Source organism: Nostoc sp. DedQUE02, assembly GCF_034531035.1.
In the GTDB taxonomy this organism is placed as follows: Bacteria; Cyanobacteriota; Cyanobacteriia; order Cyanobacteriales; family Nostocaceae; genus Nostoc.
In genome coordinates, this window is record NZ_JAVRBY020000017.1 from 79,418 (window position 1) to 92,726 (window position 13,309).

Annotated in this window: 14 protein-coding genes, 3 tRNA genes and 2 pseudogenes; 10 read left to right on the plus strand and 9 right to left on the minus strand. The window is 40.5% G+C overall.

Annotation, left to right across the window (positions count from 1 at the left end; all coding sequences use genetic code 11):
• Positions 1–39 precede the first annotated feature (39 nt).
• A complete protein-coding gene (locus RMX98_RS15790) occupies positions 40–726 on the plus strand; it encodes a group I intron-associated PD-(D/E)XK endonuclease (protein WP_322677465.1) in 687 nt (228 codons plus the stop codon).
• A 171-nt stretch (positions 727–897) separates the two neighbouring features.
• On the opposite strand, the gene RMX98_RS15795 is transcribed toward RMX98_RS15790, so the two are convergent.
• The 3 genes from RMX98_RS15795 to nadA all read right to left on the minus strand — a co-directional run bounded on the left by RMX98_RS15795 (position 898) and on the right by nadA (position 2,241).
• Positions 898–969: transfer RNA gene (locus RMX98_RS15795), tRNA-Thr, on the minus strand.
• A gap of 87 nt (positions 970–1,056) precedes the next feature.
• Positions 1,057–1,142 (minus strand) — tRNA-Tyr (locus RMX98_RS15800).
• Between the two features lie 124 nt (positions 1,143–1,266).
• Positions 1,267–2,241, minus strand: a complete 975-nt coding sequence (gene nadA, locus RMX98_RS15805; RefSeq protein ID WP_322677466.1) for a quinolinate synthase NadA — start codon at positions 2,239–2,241, stop codon at positions 1,267–1,269.
• A gap of 149 nt (positions 2,242–2,390) precedes the next feature.
• Between nadA and RMX98_RS15810 the strand changes: the two genes are divergently transcribed.
• Positions 2,391–3,311, plus strand: coding sequence for a TIGR04168 family protein (locus RMX98_RS15810; RefSeq protein ID WP_322677467.1), 921 nt, complete (start codon positions 2,391–2,393; stop codon positions 3,309–3,311).
• Positions 3,312–3,442: 131 nt separating this feature from the next.
• Positions 3,443–3,527: transfer RNA gene (locus RMX98_RS15815), tRNA-Ser, on the plus strand.
• A gap of 78 nt (positions 3,528–3,605) precedes the next feature.
• Here the strand turns inward: RMX98_RS15815 and RMX98_RS15820 are convergent.
• The 3 genes from RMX98_RS15820 to RMX98_RS15830 are packed head-to-tail and all read right to left on the minus strand — an operon-like array spanning position 3,606 to position 5,878.
• Complete coding sequence (locus RMX98_RS15820) at positions 3,606–4,364, minus strand: hypothetical protein (RefSeq protein ID WP_322677468.1); 759 nt, start codon at positions 4,362–4,364, stop codon at positions 3,606–3,608.
• 7 nt (positions 4,365–4,371) lie between these two features.
• Complete coding sequence (locus tag RMX98_RS15825) at positions 4,372–4,737, minus strand: hypothetical protein (RefSeq protein ID WP_322677469.1); 366 nt, start codon at positions 4,735–4,737, stop codon at positions 4,372–4,374.
• A gap of 4 nt (positions 4,738–4,741) precedes the next feature.
• Positions 4,742–5,878 carry a hypothetical protein gene (locus tag RMX98_RS15830; protein WP_322677470.1) on the minus strand — a complete coding sequence of 379 codons (1,137 nt, stop codon included), beginning with the start codon at positions 5,876–5,878 and terminating at the stop codon, positions 4,742–4,744.
• A gap of 180 nt (positions 5,879–6,058) precedes the next feature.
• Between RMX98_RS15830 and RMX98_RS15835 the strand changes: the two genes are divergently transcribed.
• From RMX98_RS15835 to RMX98_RS15845, 3 genes are read left to right on the plus strand one after another with little or no spacing between them, the layout of a single operon-like run.
• Positions 6,059–6,325 carry a FitA-like ribbon-helix-helix domain-containing protein gene (locus RMX98_RS15835; RefSeq protein WP_322677471.1) on the plus strand — a complete coding sequence of 89 codons (267 nt, stop codon included), beginning with the start codon at positions 6,059–6,061 and terminating at the stop codon, positions 6,323–6,325.
• Positions 6,322–6,777, plus strand: a complete 456-nt coding sequence (locus tag RMX98_RS15840) for a type II toxin-antitoxin system VapC family toxin (protein ID WP_322677472.1) — start codon at positions 6,322–6,324, stop codon at positions 6,775–6,777. The genes RMX98_RS15835 and RMX98_RS15840 overlap by 4 nt, the downstream gene beginning before the upstream one ends.
• Positions 6,778–6,812: 35 nt before the next feature.
• Positions 6,813–7,259 carry a thioesterase family protein gene (locus RMX98_RS15845; protein WP_322677473.1) on the plus strand — a complete coding sequence of 149 codons (447 nt, stop codon included), beginning with the start codon at positions 6,813–6,815 and terminating at the stop codon, positions 7,257–7,259.
• Here RMX98_RS15845 and RMX98_RS15850 read toward each other — a convergent pair.
• The 3 genes from RMX98_RS15850 to menA form a co-directional block, all read right to left on the minus strand.
• The gene (locus RMX98_RS15850) at positions 7,252–8,670 is read right to left on the minus strand and encodes a 2-succinylbenzoate--CoA ligase (protein WP_322677474.1); all 1,419 of its coding nucleotides are present in this window, start codon (positions 8,668–8,670) and stop codon (positions 7,252–7,254) included. The genes RMX98_RS15845 and RMX98_RS15850 overlap by 8 nt on opposite strands.
• On the minus strand, positions 8,655–9,701 hold the full coding sequence (locus tag RMX98_RS15855) for an o-succinylbenzoate synthase (RefSeq protein WP_322677475.1): 1,047 nt from the start codon (positions 9,699–9,701) through the stop codon (positions 8,655–8,657). The genes RMX98_RS15850 and RMX98_RS15855 overlap by 16 nt, the downstream gene beginning before the upstream one ends.
• A gap of 62 nt (positions 9,702–9,763) precedes the next feature.
• Positions 9,764–10,660 (minus strand): 2-carboxy-1,4-naphthoquinone phytyltransferase, encoded by an 897-nt coding sequence (menA, locus tag RMX98_RS15860; protein ID WP_322677476.1) that lies wholly within the window; start codon positions 10,658–10,660, stop codon positions 9,764–9,766.
• A gap of 310 nt (positions 10,661–10,970) precedes the next feature.
• Between menA and RMX98_RS15865 the strand changes: the two genes are divergently transcribed.
• From RMX98_RS15865 to RMX98_RS15880, 4 genes and pseudogenes are all read left to right on the plus strand, one after another.
• Positions 10,971–12,386, plus strand: a complete 1,416-nt coding sequence (locus RMX98_RS15865) for an isochorismate synthase (RefSeq protein WP_322677477.1) — start codon at positions 10,971–10,973, stop codon at positions 12,384–12,386.
• A gap of 99 nt (positions 12,387–12,485) precedes the next feature.
• A pseudogene (locus RMX98_RS15870) lies at positions 12,486–12,716 on the plus strand (element excision factor XisH family protein).
• A 91-nt stretch (positions 12,717–12,807) separates the two neighbouring features.
• Positions 12,808–13,143, plus strand: coding sequence for a XisI protein (locus tag RMX98_RS15875; RefSeq protein ID WP_322677478.1), 336 nt, complete (start codon positions 12,808–12,810; stop codon positions 13,141–13,143).
• An 11-nt stretch (positions 13,144–13,154) separates the two neighbouring features.
• Positions 13,155–13,268 (plus strand): annotated as a pseudogene (locus RMX98_RS15880) (chorismate-binding protein); the annotation flags it as partial.
• Positions 13,269–13,309 lie beyond the last annotated feature (41 nt).

Below are 13,309 nucleotides of genomic sequence, written 5' to 3' on the forward strand. Positions count from 1 at the left end.
TCATGGTAATTTACCAAATAGGTTTGAGAGTTCATATAAATGCACCACACAAAAGATAAAGGCGATCTAGCAGCTGCTAAAGTGATAGCAGATTTAGTCGAGAAAGAATATTCGGTTTTTGTACCAGTAGTAACTGAACATGCACCCTTTGATTTGATTGCCTACAAAGATGGCAAATGTTACAGAATTCAAGCTAAGTACAGTTGTGATGGCACATTGAAAAATAAAAGCAATTGGGCAGACAAGAATGGTTGTCATGAGAAAAAATATAAATCTGATGACTTTGATTTCTATGGTCTTTATTTGCCAGATATAAACAAAGTAGTATATCCATCAATCACGTTTGGCGGTTGCGGTATCAGGACAACGCCACCTAAATCACCCAATCCTTTTTATTGGTGGGAAGATTTTACAGATTTAACTGAAGTAGCACTTAAGCGAACCTACAAGGAGTTTGGCGTTGACTTAACAACTAGAAAGGCTAACCCAGACTCTAGAATTCACACTAGAAAAGTTGAAAGGCCATCAAAAGAAGAACTAGAAAAACTAGTTTGGGAAAAGCCAACCGCACAAATTGGCAGAGATTTTGGCGTGTCTGATAAAGTTGTAGAAAAGTGGTGTAAGGCTTATGGGATAGAAAAGCCACCTAGAGGGTATTGGGTGAAGAAAGCTTATGGAACAGTAGAAAGACACTTAACAATCATGACGAAGATTGAAACTTATTGAGTCTACTCAAAAAAATTAAATAAATGAAAACTTTTTTATACACAGAAGATATTCCATCTAAATAGTCAAAATAGTCACAAATACAAATAAGATAATTAGCTTTTTAACATTTTAATTCCTTCAAAAGCTTGAAGCTCTTGCTTTCACGTTGATTATTCTATCTATTTAAAAAGCCCGTGACGAGGATTGAACTCGTGACCTCACCCTTACCAAGGGTGTGCTCTACCACTGAGCCACACGGGCAAAATATAACTTTGATTTTTCAGTTTTAAGTTACAATGCTGGGAGCTTTGCTCTTAACCCAGTCATTATAACTTATAACTTCGTAAGTGGTGGGCCGGGCTGGATTTGAACCAGCGTAGGCGCTAGCCAACGGATTTACAGTCCGTCTCCATTAACCACTCGGACACCGACCCGATTTGTCTCACGATTTAAAATCTTAGCACCACCTTTTATAAATTGCAAGTGATTAGAAAAAACAACTTGTGGGTAGAGATCGCAACAAAACTGCGTCTCTACCATCTAGATAAAAAATACTGGTTACACGCTCATCTCCAGCATTCGTTGCATTGGTCGCAGTGCAGCAAGGCGAATATCCTCTGACATGGTAATTTCGGGAGTGCGATTTTTCATTGCCCAGTAGAGCTTTTCTAGGGTGTTTAACCGCATAAACGGACATTCGTTACAAGCACAGTTATTCATCGGCGGTGCAGGAATAAAATGCTTGTCAGGAGCTAATTTTTGCATTTGGTGAATGATTCCCGGCTCTGTCGCCACGATAAATTCTTTCGTGGGGCTACTTTGACAATACTTGAGTAAGGCGGCTGTGGAGCCAATAAAGCTGGCGTGGCGCAATACACTACTTTCACATTCTGGATGTGCGATCGCCTCTGCTTCTGGGTGGGCAATTTTTAACTGAACAATTTTCTTTTCCGAGAAGGTTTCATGGACAACACAGCTACCTTGCCATAGCACCAAATCTCGTCCGGTCTGTTCCATAACATAGCGCCCCAAATTGCGATCGGGGGCAAAAATAATCGGCTGTTCTTTCGGTATCTGCTGGACAATTTTCACAGCGTTGGAGCTAGTACAAATAATATCGCTCATCGCCTTGATATCAGCAGAACAGTTGATGTAAGACACCACCAAATGATTCGGATGCGCTGCTTTAAAAGCTGCAAACTCGTCTGCTGGACAACTGTCTGCTAAAGAACAACCAGCATTCAAATCTGGTAAAAGTACTAATTTATCGGGATTAAGTATCTTTGCTGTTTCTGCCATGAAGTGAACGCCAGCAAAGACGATCGCATCTGCATTGGTTTTTTCGGCGGCTCTGGCCAGTTGTAATGAATCCCCAATAAAGTCGGCAATATCCTGAATATCTGGCTCTTGATAATAATGCGCCAAGATAACGGCGTTGAGTTCTTTTTTGAGACTCTGAATCGCGGCAAACAAATCTAGTGGTAATTCACCCAGTTGGGTGTTTTCTCGTTGAGCTAGTGCAGTGGTAAACACAGTTTAGGGGTGCTTTATGTTGCAAATGTATGTCCTGTGGATTCAATTATAGTAGTTTTTACCAAAAATAGTGGACGGTTGATATTTTGGGGTTGTGTCAAAATCGGGCTGAGTTTCATATCCTGGAGATAGACGGCAAGGAAAGTGGCATGACCAGTCAAAAAACTCAATCGATAACCCTCAAAATTGCTGTAGTTGGAGATATTCACGACCAATGGGAAGTGGAAGATGGCGTTGCACTCAAGCATTTGGGTGTTGACTTAGTGTTGTTTGTTGGGGATTTTGGCAACGAATCGGTGGAAGTGGTCAGAGCGATCGCTTCTCTCGATATTCCCAAAGCAGCCGTAATGGGCAACCACGATGCCTGGTACACCGCCACCGAATGGGGACGCAAAAAAGCTCCTTATGACCGCTCTAAGGAAGACTGGGTACAGGAACAACTCGATTTATTAGGCTCGTCCCATGTCGGTTACGGTAAGTTGGATTTTCCCGCTTGGAATTTAACTGTAGTGGGGGGTCGTCCCTTTACTTGGGGTGGCCCGGAGTGGAAATTCGCGGAAATCTGTAAAGAACGTTACGGTGTGACGAGTTTAGAAGAATCCGCCGATCGCATCGTGAAAGCAGTTAAAAGCGCCGCTTACGAGACAATTATATTTTTGGGTCACAACGGGCCTAGTGGGTTAGGCGATCGCCCCGAAGACCCGTGTGGCAAAGACTGGCATCCAATTGGCGGCGATTTTGGCGATCCAGATCTGGGCGAGGCGATTTCTCAAGCCTTGACTGCTGGTAAAACCATTCCTCTGGTGACATTTGGTCACATGCACCGAGATTTACGCCATACCAAGAAGGTGCAGCGAAAACCCATCTTTAGAAGTCCAGAGGGAACAATTTACTTAAATGCGGCTAGTGTCCCCAGGATTGTGGAAAATGATGGCGAGAAGTTGCGTAACTTTTCCATTGTCACCCTAGAGGCGGGTGTGGTTTCGCAAGTTTCCCTAGTTTGGGTGGGGAATGACTTTCAGGTGGCTAAGGGGGAAATTTTGTACGAGCGATCGCGTATTGTGTCGTAGACATTCGCATCCAGTAGTGCAATCTGCGTAGATAATAGGGTATAGTATGATCTGTCAAGTTTAGTGCTAACCAACAAAAGCGCCTGAATAGCGTCTAAAACTAGGAGCAGCACAAGTTTGACAGATTTACTGGAGAGGTGGCAGAGTGGTCGATTGCGTCCGACTTGAAATCGGATGAGGCTAAAACCTCCGGGAGTTCGAATCTCCCCCTCTCCGTTGAATAGTTTGGGGATTAGATATTGGTTAATAGCTATTGCTTAGTAGTTCAGCAAGAAGCTGATACAAAATTTTGTATTACACCCATAGTTGGTTTAAATGATCAGGCAAATCTATTTCCTCTGTTTGCTCAACTGATGGAGTTGCAAGACCGCTCAGTTCGTCTAAATCTCGGATTTTTTTAACAAGTATCTGAATTAGAGAACCGTTTTTACCTAACTCAAAAATATCATTTTTGTCTAAGACAACTATTCTTTTTTGGGTCTTAGCATGAAAAATTACTTGACGTAATCTACAGTCACTGATTGCTCTCTGTCTAGCATCACCTGGTTGAGGAAAGCCTGCTGCTCCGTTCAGTGTAAAAAATATTCCCAGTCCAACTGTGCTTGAGAGATTTAAGTCTAAGATGCTGCATAGTCGCGCAAACTGTTTGTCAGGCAAGCGATCTTTGGTTGCTTTTGCTTCAACAACTATGCCTCTTTGATTCTCTTTAAGATAGAGCTGATTACAAACATATAACCAGGCTGGTTGATCTCCACTAACTAGAAAGTCGTATTGAGGCCCTGCTGACTGAAAGCTCTTGAAGCTTGTAGCTCCTTGAAGTCCACGAAAGACAAGACAGACAATTTGCTCAAGCAACTCACCTGCTTGTTTACTTTGTGGAAGTGTAGGATTTTTCAGTTGTGTAAAGTCTTTGAGTTTTTCTAGATATTTTGAAAGTCTTAGGTCTTTTACAGTGTACAAAAAAGGTGCTAACTTATCTGATGCTGGGTCGTCTCTGTTAAGAAGTGCCAGAGTATCGAGAGCTGATTGAACTAACTCTTCTTGACTGGGCATACTTTAATTAGAGAAATTCGATTGAATCCATAGACTTTGCCATAATATCAAAGGACAATTCATTGTAGTCTTCAACACTCTTTTCACAAAATGGACAAGCCCAAGGCAAATTAGGAAAGCCTTGACCATAGGGAATTGCCCCTGCTGGCACATCAGGCTCACAATTATGATAAATGAGAAGCTGATTTTCACAGAGTCCCTCAGCTTCGAGAACAGCTATGACTGCAAGCGCTTCAAAGTATTCCAATCCCAATCTGACGGCAAGCTGGTGTGGCATAGCCGTTTTTGATGGTTTCTGAAAGTGCCTACTCAGTTCAGCCCTTTGCTCACCAGATAGGAAATCTAAACGTCCTTTACAAATCAAGCTGACCATTGCCTTAGCCTCGAAGTCCAAGTTCCCTTAGAAGAAACTTTAGTACACCCGTACTCCCTCCATAGTATCCTGAATGGCACTTTAGATGCTGAAGAGAATCTTGGGTTTTAGAACCGGGTTTGAGTCCAAAGTAACAATGTGCTTTGAAAAGCTTTTCTAATTGAGCTTTGGTTTTTGAACCTTCAGTGTCAGCTTCCCTCAAATTGACTTCTCTGTCTAGACTGAATTCATAAGATTTAGTGCCCCATTCTTTTAGCAGAGTACGTAAAAGGGCATTTTCAACATTACTGATTTTCTCCATATCATCTGTAAAGCCAAGTGTCTCTAGTGCAGATTCAGCTAATTGTCGAGATAGTGCCTGTAACCCACTCGCATCAATTTCTTGCACTCCAGAACTATGAGCATTCAGAGCAACCCCAGCAGATTCTGCTCTTATCCGCAAGTGCTGCCATTTATAGTGAAAATCATTGATAGATTTATTGAGATATTTATTCCACATTTCATGCAGAACTAAACGAGGAAGATTGGGGTAAACCCATTGACCTTGCAGATAATCAGCTAGTTGATCGAAGAATGCTGGAATATACAACCAGAAAGGAAACTGTGTTGATTTATCTGTGTGTTCATTACTGCGTGGAGTAAATGAAAAGCCTTCCCATGATAAAGCAACATAATTATGCCCAACCTCAGCAATAACAGACCACCGAATATTACATTCCTCAAACTGGCTAGTTTCACCAGTCTTCCTGCGGACATAATCAGGAATCTTATAGGTGCGAATATACCATTTCTGTAGTCCCGTAGTCTCTTGAAGTGGGCCATACCAGCCCTCTTCACCAAATTCTGTTAATAGCAAAGCAGGCGACTTTAAACTAGGTGTACAGGCACTCTGTCCTTGCTTGATGCTCAACCACATCCTTGGCTGCTTGACATACGCTAGTAAAACTTCATCTGTAGTAAGTTCACCTTTTTCAAGGGAATTAGCTATGTGTAAAGCTATTTTTTCTTTGTTTTCCTTACTCGCAACTGACGGAGCAATTTCTCTGAGGGTTGCAGCCTTAAACTCCCAACTAGACAAAAATTGTACGCAAAAATCTTTGCCAGAAGGGAAGCCATAATCCACAAAAGCTTTAATGCTCATAGAATTTTTTGTGAGGAGGTCAATTTTACTAAGTGGAAGTGATATTAGCACTCAGAGCATACTAAGATAGCGTCTACTTTAAGTATTTAGTTTTGATATTTGTTTCAAAAGCGATCGCTCCTCTCTCCTTATGCTTGCATTGTGCTAGCATAATGATAAATTCTACTTTGAGGTAAAAGGATGGCTACCCTTTATGTAAGAAATTTACCCGATGATTTGTATACAAAACTGCAAGAGTTAGCGGCATCTCAGCACCGTTCAATTAACGCCCAAGTTATAACTCTGTTAGAACAAGCTTTAAAAACTGAAGGACAGCAAATAGAAGACCAGAAACGACAAAATGTACTTAAAGTCCTAGAAGAAAGCCGCCAGCGTCGCCGTGTGAATCCAGCAGACTTTGGATTACCTGATAGTACTGAACTAATTCGAGAAGACCGCGATAGATGAGCAATCCTCTTAGATGCGTGGTGGATACCAGTGTGTGCATCAAATATTTTATCTCTGATCCACTAACCCCCAAAGTTAACCAACTTTTTGATCACCTTGCCAATCCACAGACAGAAATGTTTGTTCCAGACCTTTTTTACATTGAGTGTGCTAACGCCTTATGGAAGTATGTCCGTGCAAGGATGTACACTGGTGCTGAGGTTCAGGCAGATTTAGCTACTCTCAAAGCTTTTCCCTTGCGTGTTGTCTCTACGGCTGATTTGATGGCGGATGCTGTTGCGATCGCATTAAATTATAGAATCTCCGCCTATGATGGCTCTTATGTCGCACTTTCACAGCAGGTATGTGCAATGCTAACTCTCGACGGTAAGCTGGTAAAGGCAATAGCCGCTTCGTCTTACAATGTTTCCTCGTTTAATGACTTTGAGGTTCCACCGTTGGAGCCAACATAATTACTAATTCGTAATTCGTAATTCAATTGTCAAAAATGCCTTTTACTTATAACCGCACGGTTCGCTTTCAAGATACTGATGCTGCTGGGGTAGTTTATTTTGCTAACGTTTTGGGTATTTGCCATGAGGCTTATGAAGAATCTTTAGAAGCATCAAGTATTAATCTCAAAGATTTTTTTACTAATCCTTCTGTAGCTTTCCCCATTGTTCATGCTAATATTGATTTTTTGCGCCCTATGTTTGTCGGGGACAAGTTACTGATTAGTTTAATTCCCCAAAAAATAGGTGTTGATAAGTTTGAAATTACTTATGAAGTAACAGTGGCTGAGGTGGTAGTTGCTAAGGTTATTACTCGCCATGTTTGTATTGATGCAAGTAGTAGAAGTAAACAGGAATTACCTGATGAGATAGTTCAGTGGTTGGAGACGAACCGCAGAGACGCAGAGGACGCAGAGAGAAGAAGGTCGAGAGAGATTATGTGATGGAATTTTGAAGGAATTCCGTGGCTATTTGCTGTAGCTGTTGGCGGTTAATTTTACCTTGGGAGTTACGGGGTAAGTTTTGCTGGGGAATCCAATATTTTGGGATTTTAAATTTGCTGAGTTTGTCTTTGAGTAGAGTTTGGATTTTTAAGGCAGAGGTATCTGATTGTTTGGGAATGTAAATCGCTGTTAACGCTTGTCCCCAGTGTTTATCTGGGATACCGATGACACAAATATCGGCAACCATTTGAGTTGATTGTATAGCTGATTCAATCTCTGCTGGGTAAATATTTTCGCCACCTGTAATAATTTTGTCGCTGTTACGTCCGACTATATTTAAATGTCCTTGTTCGTCTAAAAAACCTAAATCATCTACTTGAAAATCATTTTGATTTTGTCTGATTATCGGATAGTAACCAAGAGCTAAAGATTGAGCATGAATGGTGATATTTCCTATTTGATTGGAATTTAAAATCTCACCTTGGTGATTGCGAATAGTTACTTTTGCATGGGGAAGAATTTGACCACTGCTAATTTTACCGTCGAGAAAATCATCTGGTTTGAGGGTAGCAATTTGAGAGGCGGTTTCTGTCATACCATAAGTAGGTGCTAACCGGATACGGTGAAATCTGGCTTTTTCTAGTAGTTCTTTCCATGCTGGCGCACCTCCTAAAAGTACAGTATTAAATTGGGATAACCATTCAGTTAATTCTGGATTTTGCAGGAGGCGTTGTAACTGTGTTGGTACTAAAGATATGAAAAATTCTGATTGTTTAATATTGAATATCTGACCTGTTTCTACTGCTTTGAAGGGTAGAATAGCTAGTTTACCTCCAGTAGTTAAGGAGCGCATAAATTGCATTAAACCGCTCACGTGATACAGGGGTAATATGCAAAAAGAATTGACTTGCTTTAGTTGAAAGTATTCTGTAAATCCTTGTACTGATGAAATGAGAGTTTCCCAAGTGTGAATGGCAAATTTAATCTGCCCCGATGAACCACCCGTAGGAATCATGATCGTTGGGCATGGGGCACTTGTACTGAGCGTAGTCGAAGTATTGGGAATTGGACATTGGTAATTATTCCCATTCCCTATTCCCCATTCCCTATTCCCCATTCCCAAAATAATATCTGGCTGTACTAAATCAAAGACTTGTTGCCATTCTTGTGTTCCCCAGTCGGGGTTACAAAGAAAAACTGGACAATTAGCTGCACAAGCGGCAATAAAGCTTGCTAAAAACTGCACTGGTTCCCGTTCAGCTAAGATAATTTGTGGTGGTGTTCCACATTCTGATAGTTGTGTTAGTTCTAAATGTAATTCTTGAGCTATTTGATTAAATTGATGGCGATCGTAACCGATTAGCCAATCATTTTGAGCTAGGTTATTAAGATAGTCTAAAGGTCGTTCCATAAACTTTGAAAGCACATATCTTCTTGTTCAAAAAAATGGTCGATGCCAAAACCAATCGCTCTGTTGTTTTGGGATAATTCCGCCGCTAGTTGCAGTGCTGCAAGTCTAGCGATCGCAGTTTCAAATACTGATGAAAATACAGTATCAATTTGATATTGGTGGCAAAATTTTCTCAGACGAGATGGCGATCCAACTATCCCAGGTTTGATGACAAAAATTCCTCGCCAACCTTGTTGATAACAGGCGGCGAGTTGTCCAAGTGTGGCGACAGATTCATCTAAAGCGATCGCAGTTTCATAACTCGTACTCAATTCCAACATCTGCTGAAATCGATCGACGGGTAACGGTTGTTCGATAAATTCAATTTCTAGGGGTAGTTCTGAATTTGCCTTGAGATTATCGCAAGTCCGCAGCCATAAGTTAGCTTCTTCATAACTGAGTCCACCGTTGGCATCTAATCGCAGTTTGGTAAAGGCTGGTAAGGTGTGTATCAGCGATTCAAAAATTTTGAGTTCATCAGCGATCGCATCCACACCAATTTTCCACTTAAAGGTACGATATCCCTGCTGCCACAAAGTCTCCCATTGATTTAAAGCCGCTTCCCCAGATGGTAATAAGCCGCTATAGCGCAAGGAGTGAAGCATAGAGGATAAATTTAAATTCTTCTCCTCTGCTCCCTTGCTCCCCTGCTCCCCTGCTCCTTGGTCACTGAGCGTAGCCGAAGTGCTACTCCCCTGCTCCCACGCTGACTCAAAGCCAAATTGACAAGCAGGTAACTCATCTGGGATGGAGAAAATTATCTCGTCTGTGATTTCTTCTGGGAGTTGGCGACAAAAATCTAAGGCTTGTTCTAGGGTTTCGGAACCAAACCTGCTAATGGGGGCAATTTCTCCCCAGCTAACTTTACCTGATTCATTGGTGAGACGGAGGATAATACCTTCACGAATATCCCACTTACCATGATTAGTAGTCAGCGATCGCAAAAACCTTCGCCGATAGGGACGAAATTCAAATCTGTAGTCATTTGTCATTTGTCATTGGTCATTTTCTCTCTGTTTCAATGCCCCATTCCCCATGCCCAATGCCCCATGCCCTAAATCACAAATCCCAGTCCCAACAGCAAGCAAGCCCAGAAATGCACGGCTACGGCGATAAATTTACAGTTACTAACTTTGTCTGGTTGGTTGTGATTTTCTTGGACGTGGCGGCATAATTTGACAGCAAAGGGTAAACTTACCCAACTTAGTAACGTCCAAACTGGAAAAATCCCCAATAGCACAAATAGTAAAGTGAGGGGATAAATGCTACCAGTAAACCAAACTAGGAGTTTGGCCCCTTTTGCTGTTCCGAGACGGACGATAGGCGATCGCTTGCCTGCGGCTATGTCATCCTTAACTTGGTGAAAGTGTGAGCAGAATAAAATTAAGGTTGTGGCAATCCCAACAATTACTGAAGCTGCTAAACCTGTCATAGACCAAGTTTGGGTTTGGCTATAATATGCTGCCTCCACTGCTAAGGGGCCAAAGGCAAAAAAGCAAATAATCTCGCCTAAACCCTGATATCCTAAGCGAAAGGGAGGCCCTTGGTACGTGTAGCCTAAACCGCAGCACAGCAGTATTATACCGATAACAGTTAGGTCATGTTGCCAAAAGGCGATCGCTAGTATGCCCAGCAACCCCAAACCTAAACACAAATTTCCTATCCAAAATATCAATGGCTTATTGCCTGTTAAGTTCACCAGAGAATGGTGCTTATTTTGATCGATACCTGTTTCAGAATCAAACACATCATTACTGATATTTTCCCAGGCAAGAATTAAGATTGCCGCAGCTACAAAAGTAGAAAATACTACACCATTGAAAATTTTCGTTTCGGCAAATGCTACTGCTGTTCCCACCCAAATGGGCATAATGGCAACGCTATACATTGGTGGTTTAATCGCTGCCATCCATAACTTAGTGTTGGGATATAAAATTTGCTTGGTAGTCATCAGTTGTGATTAATTAAATTACTGGAATATTACTTACACTTGAGATTTTATAATTTCAAGAGACGCTAGATATGGGTCATATACAAACAACTGTCACTTTTACTATGGCTTGTTAACTTTGTGTTGTTAACACTCACCTTCACGTTGCAGTCTCAGGCTGAAACTGTCTTATCATAGTCTGAGAACACCACAAATAAGGCAAACTCTACGCTGGTGAAATAGTAACTTAATATGTTACCTGTAAAAATACGACCACGATTAATTACACTTTAGGAAGTGAACTTAAAAAAAATTTACTATCGTTAAATCCATGACAGTTTTACCATGTCGTAGCAACTTCTTTGTAAAGCACAAAGATTTATATCAATTTCTGGTAACAGTGCAAGAAAAGTGCGTCAAAAATAATTGCAGACAAATTGTTAGTGTCTCCCAAGAAATTGATTTAGTTGATCCTTTACTTGTATTAGATAAACTTACACAAGCAAATGAAATAAATTTTTACTTTGAGGACAGAGGTAAAGGAGAAGCGATCGCGGCAATTGATGCTGTAGCAAAATTACAGATCGATGGCTCAGACCGTTTTAGTCAGGCAGAATATTTTATCAAATCTTGTCTAAAAAATATAATTAATTTTGGTAACGCAAACCAACCTTTTTCTGGGCCTCACTTTTTTTGCTATTTCAGCTTTTTTGATAACAACGCTCAAGTAGATTATCCATTTCCATCGGCTACCATTTTTCTTCCGCGCTGGCAAGTAGCCGTAAAAAATCAGCGTTGCATATTAGTAACAAATATAATTATCAATCAAAATGTAAATATTGAAAGATTATTGGAGAAGATTCAAAATAAAATTCAATTTATCCAATCTTTAGAAAATTACTCTGCTAATATTGATTATTTTCCGAAAAACTTATATAAAAAATCTGTCACCAACTCTGCTCAATTTAAACGTTCAGTAGTATCTGTTTTGGAAAAAATTCGGTCTACCCATTTAAGTAAGATTGTCCTAGCAGATATATTAGATGTAAAATCAAGCAATCACTTTAGCTTAGTTAAATCATTAACTAATCTTAGACAAAATCATCCTAATTGTTATATTTTTTCTACAAGTAATGGCAAAGGACAAAATTTTATTGGTGCAAGTCCAGAAAGATTAATTAGTATTAATAATCAACAGTTAATTACTGATGCTTTAGCTGGTTCTGCACCACGAGGTAAAACCCCTGCTGAAGATGCAGCTAATGCCAATAGCTTACTAAATAGTGAAAAAGAAAAGCACGAACATTCACTAGTGCTTGATTTTATAACTCAACGTCTATTTCAGTTAGGTTTATCACCTCAAATATTAGCACCCCGCCTACGACAATTATCGAATATCCAGCATTTATGGACACCAATCAGCGCTACAGTTCCGATTAATATACACCCATTAAAGATTGTCGGACAATTGCATCCTACACCAGCCGTTGCAGGTGCAGCGCGAGATGTTGCTTGTGCGGAAATTCGTTGTTATGAAAGCTTCGAGAGAGGTTTGTATGCTGCACCTCTGGGTTGGATAGATTCTCAGGGTAACTGCGAGTTTATTGTGGGAATTCGTTCAGCATTGATTGATGGCGATCGCGCGAGATTGTATGCTGGTGCTGGTATTGTTGCTGGTTCCGATCCTGACAAAGAGTTTGCAGAGGTGCAACTTAAGCTTCAGGCGTTACTGAAAGCGTTAGTTTAAAGTTAATTACTAATCTTGTATGCCAGCTAAAGATATTTACCACAATTCTGTTAAAAACCTCTTGAAAAAGAGAGTTGGCATATTACCAACGATCCATTTATCTTAAGATGGGGTGCAAGAGATTTATATATTAATTTAGGTGCCCAAAAGCTAATAGCAGCAGAAAAAAGCGGACAGAAAATAGCAGTAGAAGTTAAAAGCTTTATCGGTGCTTCTCCAGTAGCCGATTTATAAAAGGCTCTAGGACAATATATTTTATATTACGATATTCTCAGTCGCTTAGAACCAGACCGCCGCTTGTATCTTGCTATTCGTCAACAACATACTTAGAATTATTTCAAGAACCAATTGGTAAGATATTGATAGAAAATCAGCGTCTTTGTTTACTCGTCTTCGATTCAGAACTAGAGGTGATTCTAGAATGGATACCTTAGATAATTATCGCCAAATAATTGAAAAAATATTAACCGAATATGCCCAACTTCCTTACGCTCATGGAGAACTAGAAAGACAGTTAATTATTGATAAAAATGCAACCCATTACCTACTAATCACACTTGGCTGGGAAAACAAACAACGAGTACATGGGTGCCTTGTCCACATTGATATTATCAATGATAAAATTTGGATTCAAAGAGATGGTACTGAAGATGGTATTGCTAACGAATTTGTCAGTGTCGGCATTCCTAAAGATCGTATCGTTCTAGCCTTTCAGCCTACCGAAGTAAGAAAGTATACTGATTTCGCTGTTATATAAATTTTAAATCTGGCGATCGCACCAGATTGTATGCTGGTGCTGGGATCGTGGCTGGCTCCGATCCTGATAAAGAGTTTGCAGAGGTGCAACTTAAACTTCAAGCTTTACTGAAAGCGTTAGTTTGACATTCAAAAAAGGACGTTTTTAAACAGACTATTTGAGTTGA